Below are 15,933 nucleotides of genomic sequence, written 5' to 3' on the forward strand. Positions count from 1 at the left end.
AAGCGCGCAGTCGATACCGGGAAAGCGCGAAAACGACAAGGCCCCCGAAGCCGCAAAGCTTCGGGGGCCTTTCGCTGCACCTCGGCTACACGCGCGCCGTCGCGCGCTTCAGCGCTTCGAACGTCGACTTCGGCACGGCCGCCTCGCCGCCGAACACGTAGCCGCCGTCGATCGCGGAAGCCCGCTTCCTCACCACGGTGTCGATGCAGTAGGGATCGAACCGGAACACGTCGCCCTCGGACGTGGGCCCGTCGTGGGGGACCAGCAGGAGCACGCTTCCGTTCTTGCCGCACAGGGCCGCGCCCGTCAGCGCGTCCCAGTAGCCGTTGCCGTCGGCGATGCCCAGCTTGTCGATGGACAGCTTCACATCCGCCTTGCCGCTGAGGGCGTATTCGGCGATGCGCGCAGAGGTCTGCCAGGCATCGACTCCCGCCATGCGCACGACCTTGCCCGATGCGATTCCCGCCGAGACGAGGCGCCGTTCCGTGCCGGACGCCACCGCTGCTTCCCCACCGACGATGAGCGCGCCGCCGAGCTTGGCGTCGCGCACGAACGAGGCCGCCGCAGATGAAAGCTCGCCCGAGGAATCGGTCAGCAGCACGGGGGATCCCTGGGCGTATGCGAGGGGCGCGGCCGAAAGCGCATCGTAGTAGCCGTTGATGGTGGCCACGACGCACGAACCAGCGGGGCGAACCCTCTGGACCTCCTGGGCGATGCGCAGCGAGGTGTCGGCCGCATCGATGCCGCCGAGCCGCGTGACGTCCAGGTTCATATCGCGCCTGAGCGTGTCGCTCACCTTCGCGGACACGGCCGCCGTGCCGCCCACGATGTAGACTTTCCTGACGCCCAGGCGCTTGATCTGGGATCGGGTTTCCGACGAAAGGCTGTCGGGCGGCGTCAGCAGCACCGGCGCGCCGTAGACCCCCGCCAGGGCGCTGGCCGAAAGGGCGTCCCAATACCCGCTGCTGGTGGCCAGAACGACCGTCTTGGTCGACCCCTGCTCCCAACCTTCATCCGCGATCTTGCCCATGGTTCCCAGCGCATCGTCGCCGTACAGGCGCTCCCACGTGACGGGAGCCTTCTTCACGCTGTTCAGCGCTGCGGACATGTTCAGCTTGCCGTGGCCGTACTTGTTGTCGCGACCAGGATCGCCCAGGTCGGTAGCGGTTGAAAGCAGGGCCCGTTCCACCTCGTCGGGCGTGAGGGAAGAGTTCTTCGCGAACAGCAGCGCCGCGGCCGAGGAGACCATGGGGGACGCCTGAGACGACCCGCTTTTCACCACGTACCCGTTGTTCATGTCCGAAGTCGACCAGATATCGACGCCCGGAGCCGCGATGTCTTTCCGATCGTTGTAATCGGCCCATTCGGGACGCTCGTTGCTGCTGTCGAGGGGCACGACGGCGATGACGTTCTTGAAATCGGACGGGTACTGGTAGTCCGTGATGGGCTTGCCGTAGGCGTCGCCGTTGCCCCCCGATGCGACCGAGAGGACCCCGTTATCCCGCGCCTTCTGGATGGCGTCTTCCAGCGCTTTGTCGACAACGGGGGTCGTGCCGCCCAGGCTCATGTTCACCACGCGCGTGTTCGTCCTCTGGGCTATGGTCTTGCCCGACCCGTCCGGGTCGCTCAAAAGGTAGTTAAACGCGCGGATGATGGTCGCATCGTCGCTGATCACCCTTCCGCGATAATCCTCGTGAAACACCCTGACGGGAAGGACGTTGGCATTGTAGGAAAGGCCGGCCATGCCGAAAGCGTTGCCCGCGCGCGCCGCCACGATTCCCGACACATGGACGCCGTGCGCGTACTTCTCGGTGGCGCTGGTGCTCAGCTTCGTGCTGTAATAGGCATCGTACGCGTAGTCTTTTATCAGGTTGTCCTTCATATCCTTGTGGTCGAAGTTGAAGCCCGTGTCGAACACGGCGACCGCCACCTTGTTGTCGCAGCGCGCCAGATCCCAGGCTTTGAACGCATAGAGGCTGTACAGCCACCACTGGTTCTTGATCGTCCATTCGGACGTTTTGGAATACGACATCGGATCGTTCGGGGTCTGCTGGGAAGCCAGCTCCCCAACCCCCTCGATCGCATCCTGGGCAGAGCCGGTCGGTTCGGAGGAGGTGCCCGCGTCGTCGGCCTTTTCGCTCGCATCATCGGCCGCAACGGCCGGGGTATCGGACGAGTCGGTGCGGTCCTCGGTGGGATAGTACAGGTAGTTCGGCTGAGCGTAGGCCACATCCGGGTCGCGCTCGGCCTGGGTGACGCCCTCGGCCACCGACACCCCCTCGGGAAGATCGACCAGCACCGTCTTGCCGTCGACGCTCTCGACCTGCTCGGATTCGCCGGCCAAGTCGGTTATCTGCTCGTCATCGACGCTCATGGTACCGATCACGTTCTTGTCGGGCGCGCCTTCCTTGTACACGACGATCATCTCGTCTTCGCTGTACGTACCGCGGGCAGCTTCGATCTCGGCCGCCCGCTCGTCGATGCGCGCCTCGTCGGCTGCAGCGAGCTCGGGCGAGTCCCCGTCTGCCCGGGAGCCGGATTCGGCCGACTGATCAAAGCCCGCGGCGGCACCTCCCTGCGAGGCGGGCGATTGCGCGGAATCGGAACCCTCCCCCTCGTCCGCATACGCTATCGGCGCATACGGGACCAGCGCGCAGCAAAGCGCCAACGACAGCGCCGCTCGCGCGACCTTTTCCAACGAGACGTTCATGCAGATCTCCTAACGACGGGCAAACCGCAGATCACCGCAGGGCGCCCTCTTCCATCCGAAAAGTCGAAGCGCCCATTCTACACGCAGGAAGCGGAACCGAAGGCATCTCCTCCGATTCCGCTTCCCAACGAAATACAAGGTAACCTATTCTAGTTAACTTATTCTACCTTAATTTTGCGGCGACGGTGCGCCAATCGGGGAGGAACCTGTCCATGATGCGATGGAACTCGCGTCCGTGACCGGCCACGATAAGGTGGGCGAGCTCGTGTACCACCACGTATTCGAGGCATTCCGGAGGGTAGAGCGCCAAGCGCACGTTGAGGCAGATGCGCCCCGTTGCAGGCTGACAGCTTCCCCAGCGCGAGCGCATGTTGCGGTACGCGAGCCTTCCCGCTCGCACCCCCATGATCCGCTCCCACTTCGCCACAAAGACGGGCGCGGCGGCCTCGACCGCTGCGCGCCATGCGCGGATTTCCGCAGCGTCGGCGCGCTCGGCCCGAGCCATGACGGATTGTTCGACCTCGCGCTGCTTTTCGGCCAACCACGCCCGCTTCGAGCGCACGAGGTCCTCGATTTCCCGATCCGCCACGAAAAACGGGGCCGACACCTCGATGCGGCCCTCGGGCGGTCTGACGCGCAGCCGGATCGTGCGCACGTCCTTGCGAGCGACGTGCACGGCAAGGCCGTCGACCGTCAGGACCGAGCGTACGGAAGCGCCCGATCCGGACCCGCGCCCCAGGCGCACGCGGCGGGCCCGCAAAGACGGGGCGCTGCGCACGTCTGGGGCCGTTCGCCCGCCACTCACAGCTCGCGCACCCGCTTGGTCGCCGCAAGGGCCAGATCGTAGGCGGTATTACGGGGGATATCCAACTCGTTGGCGAGCGTCCGCGCGATATCCTTGGCACGCGCACCCTCCGCCGCCATCGATGCGGCGCGCTCGGCGGCCCAATCCTGGGCAGACCGTGCCCGCTCGGCGCGCTCCTCATCGCCTGGACCTTCGATGACCAGGGCGATCTCCCCTTTTATCGCGCCTTCCGACAAACGTTCCTCGAATCGCGCGAGGACCTCCGACGACGAGCCGCGCACGACCTCTTCGTGCAGCTTGGTGAGCTCGCGGCACACGGACACCGCGCGGTGGGGAAACGCCCGCGCCACCACGCGCAGGGAATCGACCAGGCGGTTGGGGCTCTCGTAGAACACGAGGGCCGCCGGAAGGTCGCGCAGGCCGTTCAGCACCGCAGCGCGCTCGGCGTCTTTGCGCGGGAAGAACCCACCGAAATAGAACCGCTGGTCGAGCGCCCCGCTGGCCACGTACGCCGTCGCAACCGCCGTCGGCCCGGGAAGGACCTCGACCGGGGCGCCCGCCTCGCGTGCCGCCCTCACCAGCCTTAAGCCCGGATCGGATACACCCGGCATCCCGGCGTCGGAGCAGTACGCGATCGCCTCGCCCGCCAAGACGCGCACGACCACGTCGTTCGCGACCCTGCCGATGCGGTTCTCGTCCAAACGCTCGAGGGGCTTCTCGATCCCCAGGGCCGCAAGCAGCTTGCCCGTCACGCGCGTGTCCTCGGCGCACACCGTATCGGCGCGTTCGAGCCGCTCGATCGTGCGCAGCGTGACGTCCCCGAGGTTTCCCAGGGGAGTCGGACAGATTACCAGGCAGCCCTTATCCGAGGCCGCAGGGCTACTCTGAGCCATGCTTGCCGCGCTTGGGCACGTCGACGGTTCCGCGGCGGCGCTTCACCGCCGCAACGATAAGCGCCACCGCGCCGAGGATGACCACGGCCCCGATGACGAAGGCCAGTATCGTCTCCCCCGTGCAGGGAAGGCAGGTAAGTTCCCGAGACATCGTGCTCCTCTCTATCGAGCGGTCGGCGGCGCCGGTTCGAAGCCGCGCATGATCCCGCGGTTCGAACACGGGACGAAAAGCAAACGGGGTGCGCGGCCCGAGACCGCACACCCCCATTGTAACCTTCTCGCCCCGCGTCCGCCGAAACGCCGACAGACCCTCTACGATGCCGAAGCGCCGGGCGCAGGCGAAGCCGCGCGCAGTCGGTCGAGCGCCGCCTTCTTGCGGACCTCGGGATCGGCCTCGCTTTCGGCCTCCAGGTTCGACTTCGCCACCGAGATCATCAGCTTGATGCGGTTGAGCTGGTTCACCTCGGACGAGCCGGGATCGTAGTCGACCGCGACGATGTTCGACAGCGGGTAGATCCGGCGCAGCTCCTTGATGACCGCGCGCCCCACCACGTGGTTGGGCAGGCACGCGAACGGCTGGGCGCACACGATGTTGGGCGTGCCCTCCTTGATGAGCTCCACCATCTCGGCCGTCAGCAGCCACCCTTCGCCCATCGAGTTGCACAGGCTGAGGATCTCCTCGGCATAGCCGCCCAGCGTGTAGATGTCGGTGGGAGGGTTGAAGCGCTTCGATTTGGCAAGCTCCCTGTTCACCGGCGCGCGCAGCATCTTGATAACCTGCAGGGCGACCCGGCTTCCCGCGGCTCCCTTGGCCGAGCGGCCCAGAGGATCCTTCTGGAAGATGGCGCCCGCGATGCCGAACAGGAAGAACTCAATGAGACCCGGGACCACGGCCTCGCACCCTTCGCGCTCGATGACGCCCACCACGTCGTTGTTCGCGGTCGGATGGAACTTCACCAGGATCTCGCCGACCACGCCCACGCGCGGCTTGGTCCCCTCGCCCGTAAGCGGGATGGCGTCGAACTCGCGGATGATCTGGCGGCAGGTCCGCTTGAACTCGCCGTAGCGCACCCCGTGGCGCATATGGTCCTTGCAGACGGCCATCCATTTGTCGTACAGCGCCGTCACCGAACCGGGATCGACCTCGTAGGGACGCGTGCGGTACAGGCACTGCATCAGCAGGTCGCCGTAGACGAACGCGTATATCGCCTGCCCCAGCATCTTGGGCGAGATGCTGAACCCGGGGTTCTCCTCGTCGAGCTTCGCGGTCGAAACCGAGATGACCGGGATGTGGCCCAGGCCCGCGGTTTTGAGCGCCTTGCGGATGAGCGAGATGTAATTGGTCGCGCGGCACCCGCCGCCGGTCTGCGTGATGATGACCGCCAGCTTGTCGGTGTCGTAGCGCCCGGATAGCACCGCTTCCATGATCTGGCCGGTCACCAGGATAGACGGATAGCAGATATCGTTGTTCACGTACTTCAGGCCCGCGTCGGTGGCCTTGGGATCGACCGAGGGCAGAAGCTCGACGTTGTAGCCGAAGCGGTGGAAGATCTCCAGCAGGATCTCGAAGTGGATGGGCGCCATCTGGGGAGCGAGGATCGTCCATCCCTCGTCGCGCATCTTCTCGGTGAACTGGACGCGTTCGAACGACGTGTCCGATCCCTTGCGCTGCTTGAAGAAGTCCTGGATGTAGAGGTCGGCCTTCTCGATGGCCGCATCGGGCGCGCAGGGCTCGTGAGAGCAGCACGCGGATTTCCCGATGAGCTGCGACGCCTCGGCTGCGATCTCGGATTTCGCCTCGTCGTCGAGCTCGAGCGCCGAAGTCTTTTGCGCGGGCGCCTCGACCGCAGCGGGCCGAGGATCCTCAGATTCGCCGCCTTCCGACTCGCCGCCGGCCGCGCCGTCCTGCGCCCGCGCGGCGGATCCCGCGATGCCCGCCCCGACGCTCGCCTCCAGCTCCGCACGATGCGCGCTTCTCCCGGACAGCTCGTCGACATCGATCGAGCAGGCGGGGCAGCCCTGTGCGGCCGCGTCGTCGGACGGCTCGGCCGCCGCGCAGGCGCGCTTCTCCTCTTCCAGACGCTGGGCCTCCTGGTCGGCGAGGGCTGCCAAGAGGGAGCGCACGCGGATGCGGGCGGCGCCCAGGTTGGACACCTCGTCGATCTTCAGCACCGTGTACACCTTGCCCGCCGCCTCCAGGATCTCCTGGACCTGGTCGGTGGTCAGCGCGTCCAGACCGCACCCGAAGCTGTTCAGCTGGATGAGGTCCAGGTCGTGACGCTGCGTGGCCACCTTGGCGGCCGCGTAGAGGCGCGTGTGGTACATCCACTGGTCGACCAGGCGGATGGGGCGCTCGAGCGTTCCCAGATGAGCGATGGAGTCCTCGGTGAGCACCGCCAGGCCGAAGCTGGTGAGCAGCTCGGGGATCGCATGGTTGATCTCGGGGTCGTTGTGGTACGGGCGCCCGGCCAAGACGATGCCGTGCGTGCCCGTCTCCTCCATCCACATCAGGGTCTCCTCGCCCTTGGTGCGGATGTCGTGCTTGAACTTCTCGTCCTCGGCCCAGGCGAGATCGACCGCGCGGTCGATCTCGTCTTGGGAGGGGGCGCCGCCCTTCTTGCCCACGACGTCGCCGAAGTTCTCGACCATCTCGACGTACAGGCGCTTCTTCAGATGGTCCTTCTTATCGTAGGGAAGCCAGGGGTTCAAAAAGCGCGTGTCGGAATCGTTCAGCTCGTCGATGTTCAGGCGCAGAGCCTCCGAATAGCTGGCCACGATGGGGCAGTTGTAGTGGTTTCCCGCCCCCTCGTCTTCCCGACGCTCCCATTTCGAACAGGGCATCCAGATGAAATCGACGCCCTTGTCCAGCAGGTTCATCACATGCCCGTGCGACATCTTCGCCGGGTAGCACACCGACTCGGACGGCATCGACTCGATGCCCGACTCGTACACCGCTTTGGTGGACTGGTCGGACAAAACGACGCGATAGCCCAGCTCGGTGAAGAACGTGAACCAGAACGGGTAGTTCTCGTACATGTTCAGCGCGCGCGGGATGCCCACCGTCGCCCGCGTCGCACGCTCGGCCGACAGCGGTTCGCAGTCGAACAGGCGATGGCTCTTGTAATCGTAGAGGTTGGGAACCTTGCCCATCAGGTCGTCCACGTGCCCGGCACCCTTTTCGCAGCGGTTGCCCGTGATGAAGCGGCGGTGTTTTCCCGTCTCGGGATCCTTCCCGAAGTCGTTGATGGTCAGAAGGCAGTTGTTCGAGCACAAGCGGCAGCGCGCGGTGCGGTGCGTCGGCTCCATCTGGGACAGCTCTTCGGGGCTCAGCAGCGTGGAGACGATCTTAGCCGGCTTTGCCTCCGCGGCCGCTGCGCGCACCGCCTCGGCGTGGCGGTCGCGCGCCAGAAGGGCCGCGCCGTACGCGCCCATGTTGCCCGCGATGTCAGGGCGCACCGCGTTCACGCCCGCCAGCTGCTCGAACGAACGCAGGACCGCGTCGTTGAGGAAGGTGCCGCCCTGGACGATGCCGTACTGGCCCACATCCTTGGGGTCGCGGATCTTGATCACCTTGAACAGGGCGTTCTTGATGACCGAGATAGCCAGGCCGGCCGCGATATCGCCCACGGTCGCGCCCTCTTTCTGGGCCTGCTTCACGCGGCTGTTCATGAACACCGTGCAGCGGCTGCCCAGATCGACCGGGTTCTCGGCCGAGTTGGCGGTTGCGGCGAACTCGGCGATGGGCAGGTTCAGACCCGTCGCGAAGCTCTCGATGAAGCTCCCGCATCCCGACGAGCAGGCCTCGTTCAGCATGATGGAATCGATCACGCCGTCTTTGACGCGCAGGCACTTCATGTCCTGCCCGCCGATATCCAAGATGAACTCGACCTGGGGCAGCATCTCGTGGGCGCCCCGCAGGTGGGCCACCGTCTCGATCTCGCCCGAATCGACGTTGAGCGCCTGGATGAGCAGCCCCTCGCCGTACCCGGTGACGGTCGCATGCCCGATGGTGACAAGCGCGTCTCCCGTCTGGGGATCGCGCGGCAGGTCGGCGTACAGCTTGGCGATGGCCGCCTTGGCCGAGCCGATGACGTCGCCTTTGTTGTTCACGTAATGGGTCCACAGGATCTCGCCGACCTCGGTGACGAGCGCCGCCTTGAACGTCGTGGAACCCGCGTCGATGCCCAGGTACGCCATGCCCCGATAGGAGGCCAGATCGGCGCGGGCCACCTTCTCCTTATCGTGGCGAAGCTTGAACTCGCGGTAATCGGCCTCGTCTTTGAACAGGGGCGGAAGCCTCACGACCTCGGATCCCTGAACGTCGCCCAGGTTCTCCAGGCGCTCGATGACGTCGTTGAGGCGCTCGACCCTCACCGTGTCGGACAGGGCGCCCGCCGCCGCGCACCCGCTGGCCACGAACAGGTGAGCGTTCTCGGGCACGATGATGTGCTCGTCGTCCAGCCCCAGCGTGAGGTAGAAGCGCTCGCGCAGCTGCGAGAGATACTGCAGGGGGCCTCCCAGAAACGCCACGTGGCCGCGGATGGGCCGTCCGCACGCCAGCCCCGAGATGGTCTGGGTCACCACGGCCTGCAGGATGGAAGCCGCGATGTCCTCTCGGCGGGCGCCCTCGTTCAGCAGCGGCTGGACGTCGGTTTTGGCGAACACGCCGCAGCGGCTGGCGATGGGGTAGATGGTCTGATAGCCCTTCGCCAGCTCGTTCAGGCCGCCCGCATCGGTGTCGAGGAGCGTCGCCATCTGGTCGATGAACGCTCCGGTGCCGCCGGCGCACTGGCCGTTCATGCGCTGCTCGATGCTCTGGTCGAAGAAGATGATCTTCGCGTCCTCGCCGCCCAGCTCGATGCACACGTCGGTTTCGGGGATGAAGGTCTCCACCGCCGTCTTCGAAGCGATGACCTCCTGCACGAACTCGAGGCCCAGCCACTGGGCCAGAAGCAGGCCGCCCGACCCGGTGATCGCAACCGTCATCGCGCTCTCGCCGTAGCTTTCGGCCGACTTCTTCAGAACCTCCGCCACCGTGGCCCGCACGTCCGAATGATGGCGCTGGTAGATGGAGTACAGGATGTTGTCCTGCTCGTCGAGGATGGCGAGCTTGACCGTAGTCGATCCCACATCGATGCCGATGCGCAGAAGCGGCTCCCCCTGCGATGCGATCGCCTCGTTCTTCGTTTCCATTGCTTGAATCCAATCGTCTTGGTTGACCGTGCCGTAAGCGCCCCCATCGAAGAGAAGGGCGGTGGTTCGCTAGAGTTTGATCGACTCGCCGGGCTTGATGAACAGAAGCCTCATGCAGATGCGCGCCATATCCTCGGGACTTTCCCCCATGCCGGTCTCGATCCAGCGCACGATGACCCCGAGGTAGGCCGACGCGAAGAAGGCGACGTAGTAGCTGACGAAAGGCGACGAGTCGTTGCGGTAGCGCTCGTGGAGGATCGACTGCACCAGGTTCGTGCAGATGGCGTCGCGCAGCCGGGGGCCGAAGCGCACATCTCCCCCGTCGCCCAGCACCGCATGGAGGAAATCCCCCTGCTCGCGCAGGTACGAGAACAGATCCACCAGAAGGGGCAGGGGCTGGCGGGTGACCGCGCGGGCCATGGCCTGCGTCATGCTGAGCGTCGCCATCTTGGCCTGGAACCGCTCGAGGTCTTCCAAGACCCCCTCTTCGAGCGAGGCCAGCAGATCGTCTTTGTCCTTGAAGTGGTTGTAGAAGGTCCCGCGGTTCAGATCGGCCCGGGCGCACAGGTCGTTGACGGTGAAGCCGTCGAAACCGTACTCCTCCATGAGCTCGATCAGGGCTTTCCGCATCGCTTTCTTGGAACGCGTGATACGCCGATCCTCGCCGGCCCCCTCGAGCGGGCGGATCGGGCGCGTATCGGGCGAAGGCGACATCGTTGCAGCGTTAGACATATTCTCCCTTTTCGCTCGCAGCCTCCTTGCGCGGAGGTTAATCAACACCGCGACCTTTTTTGTACATCGTGTTGATTTTTAAATTCTACCCCAGGAGAAACCCCTGCATAGCGGCTGTTCGGCGAATTTCACGCGAGCGTCACCCAGGCGACACGAAACGCGAGCGGCCGATACTGTCGAGGAACGGCGAATACCGCTTGCCGCCAGCGCATATGCGCGTTTGGTCTGCTACCATCGTCGAAACGATCGGACACACGGGAAGGACGAGCCATGCAAATCACGCCGGCCGAAGTTGCCGAGACCATGGCAATGGTCACCAAGCAGAACCTCGACATCCGCACCATCACGCTGGGCCTGAACCTGCGCGGATGCACGCACGAGGACGTGGACGTCGTCGCTTCCAAGGTCTACGACCGCATGACCTCGGCCGCCGAGCGGCTGGTTCCCACCGCCGAGCAGCTCGAACGCGAATTCGGCATCCCCATCGTGAACAAGCGCATCTCGGTCACGCCCATCGCCGAAGTCGCCGCCGCCACCTCGGCGCACGACCTGTCCCCCATCGCGCTGGCGATGGACCGCGCCGCCAAGGAGGTGGGCGTCGATTTCGTCGGCGGGTTCTCGGCGCTCGTCCAGAAGGGCGCCTCGGCGGCCGACCACAAGCTGATGGATTCCATCCCCGAAGCCCTGTCCTGCACCGATTTCGTCTGCTCCTCGGTGAACCTGGGGTCCACCCGCGCCGGCATCAACATGGACGCCGCGTTCAAGATGGCGGGCATCATCAAGCGCTGCGCCGAGCTCACCGCCGATCGCGAGTGCATCGGGGCGGGAAAGCTCGTGGTGTTCTGCAACGCCGTCGAGGACAACCCCTTCATGGCCGGCGCCTTCCACGGATCGGGCGAGGCCGACGAGGTCATCAACGTGGGCGTCTCGGGCCCCGGCGTCGTGCGCGCCGTGCTGGCCGACATGCCGAAAGACGCCGACCTCACCGAGATCTCCGAGGCCATCAAGGCCACCGCCTTCAAGATCACGCGCGCGGGCGAGCTCATGGCCCGCGAGGCGTCGCGGCGCCTGGGATACGCCCAGGGCATCCTCGACCTGTCGCTGGCCCCCACGCCCGCCCGCGGCGACTCGGTGGCCAACATCCTGGAGGAGATCGGCGTGGGAACCTGCGGCGGACCGGGAACCACCGCGGCGCTCGCCCTGCTGAACGATGCCGTCAAGAAGGGCGGCGTGATGGCATCCTCGTCGGTAGGGGGCCTGTCCGGGGCCTTCATCCCCGTCTCAGAGGACGCGGGCATGATCGAGGCCGCCGAGGCCGGCGCGCTTTCGATCGAGAAGCTGGAAGCCATGACCTGCGTATGCTCGGTGGGGCTCGATATGATCGCCGTTCCCGGCGATACCAGCGTCGAGACGATCCTCGGCATCATCGCCGACGAGTGCGCCATCGGCATGATCAACAACAAGACCACGGCCGTCCGCCTCATCCCCGCAATCGGGAAGAAGCCGGGCGACACGCTGAACTTCGGAGGGCTTTTGGGCTACGCGCCCGTCATGCCGGTCAACCAGCACGCCGGATCGGTGTTCGCCCAGCGCGGCGGGCGCATCCCGGCCCCGTTGAACTCGTTGAAGAACTAGCGATGGTCGTCAACGTCATCGCGGTTGCGGCAGGCGGCGCCCTCGGCGCCGCTCTGCGCTACCTTGCGGGCCTCGGCGTGGGGTACCTCGGGGGACCGTCCGCTGTATGGGGGTCGTTTCCCTTGCCCACCTTCCTGGTAAACGTCGCGGGCTGCTTTCTCATGGGGGTTCTCTCCGTCGCCTTCCAGCAGGTCGGCGCCCCAAGCGCCCCGGCCTGGAAGCTGTTCGCCACCACCGGCGTGATGGGCGGGTTCACCACCTTCTCGACCTTCAGCCTGGAAACGCTTTCCCTCATCGACGGCGGAGCCTGGGGGCAGGCGGCGCTGTACTCGATCGGCAGCCTCGCATGCTGCCTTGCCGGCGTCGCTTTGGGACGCTTGGCCGGGCGCGCCCTGCTCTAGCCCGAGTAACCCGGCTGCGCTGCGAGACGGCGCGCCGAAGCTAGCCGCGCCTGACCGCGCGCACGAGGTACTCCACGTTGCCGGCCGCCGCTCCCTTGATGGGCGACTCGATCACGCCGGTCACCTCGAACCCCGCATCGACCAGCGCTTCCCGCACCTCGTCTACCGTGCGGGCCCGCACGGCCTCGTCGCGCACGACGCCCCGGTCGGTCTCGTCGTGCCTCGACTCGAACTGGGGCTTCACCAACCCGATGAACACGCCGCCCTCTTGGCAGAGCGCGGCGAAGGTAGGCGCGAGGCCCGCCAGCCCGATGAAGCTCAGGTCGGCCACGATCATGTCGAAAGGCGCGCCCAGGCCGGCCGGGTCGGCCAGGCGGATGTTCGTGCGCTCGAACACGGTCACGCGCGGATCCTGGCGGACCTTCCAGGCGAGCTGGCCGTAGTTCACGTCCACGCACGCCACGCTGCGCGCGCCGCGCTGCAGCAGGCAGTCGGAGAAACCGCCGGTGGAAGACCCCACGTCGATGCACGAGAGCCCCTCGACGCTCTGGGAGAACGCGTCGAGCGCCCCTTCGAGCTTCAGCCCGCCGCGCGACACGTAGGGCCTGCGCCCCTTCACCTCGATCGACGCATCGCGCTCCACCTTCACGGCGGCGCTGGCGGGATAGGCGTCGCCCACCTTCACCTCACGCGCGAGGACGGCGCGCAGCGCAGCGCCCTTGTCGGGGAACAGCCCGCGTTCGATCAGCAGTTCGTCGAGTCTCGTTTTCTTCATGGCCCCAGTATAGCGTTGCGCATACCCGAAGCCCCCGTGTAGCGCCGCATATCCCGAAAGCCCGCGCGCGCGTCCCACAGGCCCGCGCACCGGAAAGGCCCGCTTTCCAGGGCATGAAAAAAGCGCCCCCTTGCGAGGGCGCCCGATCCGAGGCCTACAGCTCCTCGAACATGTCTTTCGTCATGCCGCAGACGGGGCACACCCAGTCCTCGGGGATGTCTTCGAACGCGGTGCCGGGAGCGATGCCGCTGTCCGGATCGCCCTTCTCGGGATCGTACACGTAACCGCACACGCATACATACTGCTTCATGGCCTAAGGTCCTCTCTCTTCTTAGCCGCCCCCGCGGACGCAGGGCTCTACGGCAACAGCAACTGAGCGATCTGCACGGCGTTCAGCGCAGCGCCTTTGCGGATCTGATCGGCTACCACCCAAAGCGACAGACCGTGTTCGACCGAGGGGTCCTTGCGCAAGCGCCCGACGTACGTATCGTTCGTCCCGGCAAGCAAACCGGGCATGGGATAGATGTTAGCACCGGGATCGTCCATCAGCGCGACGTTTTTCGCCGAAGAGAGCGCCTCGCGCGCCTGCTCCACCGATATAGGAGCGCTGAACTCGACGTTTATCGCCTCACCGTGGCACCGCAGAACCGGGATGCGCACGCAGGTGGCGCTCACCTGGATATCCTCGTCGCCCATGATCTTCTTCGTCTCGACCACCATCTTCCATTCCTCTTTGGTCGATCCGTCCTCGAGGAATTTGTCGATGTGGGGAATGCAGTTGAACGCGATGCGATGCTGGAACGCCCGAACGGCCAGCTCGTCGTCGGCCTTGCCGTCAAGGTACTCGCGCGTCTGGTCGTAGAGCTCGTCCATCGCAGCCGCGCCGGCGCCGCTTGCCGCCTGGTACGTGGACACGACCACGCGCTTGATGGGCGCGATATCCGCCAGAGGCTTCAAAGCCACCACCATCTGGATGGTAGAGCAGTTCGGATTGGCGATGACGCCCTCGTGGCGCAGGGCATCGCCCGGGTTCACCTCGGGAACCACCAGAGGGACGTCCGCATCCATGCGAAACGCGCTGGAATTGTCGATCATCACCGCGCCGGCGCCGACCACCGCATCGCGCATGGCCTGGGAAACCCCCGATCCGGCGGAGAACAGCGCGATGTCGACGCCCTCGAACGACTCCGGGGTCATCTCCTCGACCACGTACTCGCCCGCGGGAACCGAACCGCACCCCTCGAAGGGAAGCTTCGTCCCGGCCGAACGCGCCGAGGCCAAAAGGCGCACCTCGCTTGCGGGGAAATCGAGGTCGTGCAGGACCTTCAGGAACTCCCGACCGACCGCTCCAGTCGCACCGGCCACGGCGACCACGGGATGCGCGGGCATGGGCTTCGTCCAAACCATAGTGTCAGCTTCCTTTCAGCTTAAAACGATCGAAAGGGGACCGCGATCAGGCGAAACCCCTTCCCGATGAAGGCGGCTCTAGCGGCCCTTCGCCATCTTCGCGGCGATTTCCTCGGCAGACAGCTGCTTTTCCTCGAACACCTCGTCGGCATCCAGCCCGAACGCCGTGTGCAGGCAGCGCACGGCCTCGGCGACCTGCCCGCCGTCGACCACGAGCGACAAACGGATGGGCGACGTCGAGATCGCCAGGATGTTGATGTTTTGCTCGCCCAGCGTCGAAAACGCCTTCGCCGCAACGCCGGGAGACGACTTCATGCCGGTTCCGACCAGGCTGACCTTGGCGATATCCTCGTCGACCACGACGCCTTTCGCATCGATTTCGGGCACGATGCGGTCGAGCGTCTCGCGCGCGCGGGCGAGGTCGGCGCCCGGACAGGTGAAGCTGATGTCAGTGAAGCCGGCCTCCGAGATGTTCTGGATGATCATATCGGTGTTCACCATGTTGGCGGCCAGGGCGCTGAACACCTTGGCGGCCACGCCCACCGCGTCGGGCACGTGGCGGATAACGACTTTGACCTCCGAGGAGTCGTGCGCGATGCCGGTGATGACCGCTTCTTCCATCATATCGGTTGCCTCCTTGACGTAGGTGCCCTCTTCATCGGTGAAGGCCGAGCGGGAATGGATGACGACGTTGAACTTCTTGGCGAACTCGACGGCGCGCATCTGGAGGACGCCCGACCCGGCCGCCGACATCTCGAGCATGTCGTCGTACGAGATCTGATCGAGTTTGCGGGCGCGCGGCGCGATGCGCGGATCGGCCGAGTAGACCCCCGGCACGTCGGAGTAGATCTCGCAGGCATCGGCATTGATTCCCCATGCCACCGCAACAGCGGTAGTGTCGGAGCCGCCGCGTCCGAGCGTGGTTATGTCGCCTGAAGGATCGATCCCCTGGAAGCCGGCGACCACGGGGATGGCGCCGGCGCGGATGGCGTCCATGATGCGCTCGCTGCACACGTTGGTGATCTTGGCCTTCAGGTGCGTGGCGTCGGTTTCGATGCCGGCCTGGCGGCCCGTGAAGCTCATGGCCTTGTACCCCCGCGCCTCGATGGCCATGGCCAGAAGCGACATCGACACCTGCTCGCCGGTGGACAGCAGGCGGTCCATCTCGCGTGCGGGCGGGTTCGCGTTCAGGGCCCGGGCAAGCCCTACCAGCTCGTCGGTGGTCTTGCCCATGGCCGACACCACCGCGACGACGTCGTTGCCCTCCTGCTTTCGCGCAACCAGGCGCTTCGCGACGTTCTGGATGCGCTCGGGAGACGACACCGACGTGCCTCCGAACTTGCAGACGATTAAGGCCATGACCCACTCCTGATATGCGTCGA

The 15,933-nt window shown here is 65.8% G+C and carries 12 protein-coding genes; 2 read left to right on the forward strand and 10 right to left on the reverse strand.

Annotation, left to right across the window (positions count from 1 at the left end; all coding sequences use genetic code 11):
* Positions 1 to 85 precede the first annotated feature (85 nt).
* From JI75_RS07145 to JI75_RS07165, 6 genes are all read right to left on the reverse strand, one after another.
* Positions 86 to 2,710, reverse strand: a complete 2,625-nt coding sequence (locus JI75_RS07145) for a S8 family serine peptidase (protein ID WP_039689861.1) — start codon at positions 2,708 to 2,710, stop codon at positions 86 to 88.
* A 163-nt stretch (positions 2,711 to 2,873) separates the two neighbouring features.
* A complete protein-coding gene (locus tag JI75_RS07150) occupies positions 2,874 to 3,515 on the reverse strand; it encodes a M48 family metallopeptidase (protein WP_240993154.1) in 642 nt (213 codons plus the stop codon).
* Positions 3,512 to 4,408 (reverse strand): 16S rRNA (cytidine(1402)-2'-O)-methyltransferase, encoded by an 897-nt coding sequence (gene rsmI / locus JI75_RS07155; protein WP_039689871.1) that lies wholly within the window; start codon positions 4,406 to 4,408, stop codon positions 3,512 to 3,514. Before rsmI ends, JI75_RS07150 begins: the two co-directional genes overlap by 4 nt.
* Positions 4,395 to 4,559: a hypothetical protein gene (locus JI75_RS09190; RefSeq protein WP_158407633.1), complete on the reverse strand. Its 165-nt coding sequence runs from the start codon at positions 4,557 to 4,559 to the stop codon at positions 4,395 to 4,397. Before JI75_RS09190 ends, rsmI begins: the two co-directional genes overlap by 14 nt.
* Before the next feature lie 161 nt (positions 4,560 to 4,720).
* Positions 4,721 to 9,601 carry a 2-hydroxyacyl-CoA dehydratase gene (locus JI75_RS08980; RefSeq protein WP_082019810.1) on the reverse strand — a complete coding sequence of 1,627 codons (4,881 nt, stop codon included), beginning with the start codon at positions 9,599 to 9,601 and terminating at the stop codon, positions 4,721 to 4,723.
* A 69-nt stretch (positions 9,602 to 9,670) separates the two neighbouring features.
* Positions 9,671 to 10,315, reverse strand: a complete 645-nt coding sequence (locus tag JI75_RS07165) for a TetR/AcrR family transcriptional regulator (RefSeq protein WP_173405194.1) — start codon at positions 10,313 to 10,315, stop codon at positions 9,671 to 9,673.
* Between the two features lie 288 nt (positions 10,316 to 10,603).
* Here JI75_RS07165 and JI75_RS07170 point away from each other — a divergent pair, with 288 nt between their 5' ends.
* Positions 10,604 to 11,968 (forward strand): PFL family protein, encoded by a 1,365-nt coding sequence (locus JI75_RS07170; protein ID WP_039689875.1) that lies wholly within the window; start codon positions 10,604 to 10,606, stop codon positions 11,966 to 11,968.
* Between the two features lie 2 nt (positions 11,969 to 11,970).
* Entirely contained in the window at positions 11,971 to 12,369 is a 399-nt protein-coding gene (crcB, locus tag JI75_RS07175; RefSeq protein ID WP_039689877.1) for a fluoride efflux transporter CrcB, read from the forward strand.
* Positions 12,370 to 12,409: 40 nt separating this feature from the next.
* Here crcB and JI75_RS07180 read toward each other — a convergent pair whose 3' ends face one another.
* The 4 genes from JI75_RS07180 to JI75_RS07190 all read right to left on the reverse strand — a co-directional run bounded on the left by JI75_RS07180 (position 12,410) and on the right by JI75_RS07190 (position 15,910).
* The gene (locus JI75_RS07180; RefSeq protein ID WP_039689883.1) at positions 12,410 to 13,144 is read right to left on the reverse strand and encodes a TlyA family RNA methyltransferase; all 735 of its coding nucleotides are present in this window, start codon (positions 13,142 to 13,144) and stop codon (positions 12,410 to 12,412) included.
* A gap of 154 nt (positions 13,145 to 13,298) precedes the next feature.
* Positions 13,299 to 13,454, reverse strand: coding sequence for a rubredoxin (gene rd / locus JI75_RS08985; RefSeq protein ID WP_082019811.1), 156 nt, complete (start codon positions 13,452 to 13,454; stop codon positions 13,299 to 13,301).
* Positions 13,455 to 13,501: 47 nt separating this feature from the next.
* On the reverse strand, positions 13,502 to 14,551 hold the full coding sequence (locus JI75_RS07185) for an aspartate-semialdehyde dehydrogenase (RefSeq protein WP_039689886.1): 1,050 nt from the start codon (positions 14,549 to 14,551) through the stop codon (positions 13,502 to 13,504).
* 78 nt (positions 14,552 to 14,629) lie between these two features.
* On the reverse strand, positions 14,630 to 15,910 hold the full coding sequence (locus tag JI75_RS07190; RefSeq protein WP_039689888.1) for an aspartate kinase: 1,281 nt from the start codon (positions 15,908 to 15,910) through the stop codon (positions 14,630 to 14,632).
* Positions 15,911 to 15,933 lie beyond the last annotated feature (23 nt).

The sequence above is a fragment of the Berryella intestinalis genome, from assembly GCF_000814825.1.
Lineage (GTDB): Bacteria > Actinomycetota > Coriobacteriia > Coriobacteriales > Eggerthellaceae > Berryella > Berryella intestinalis.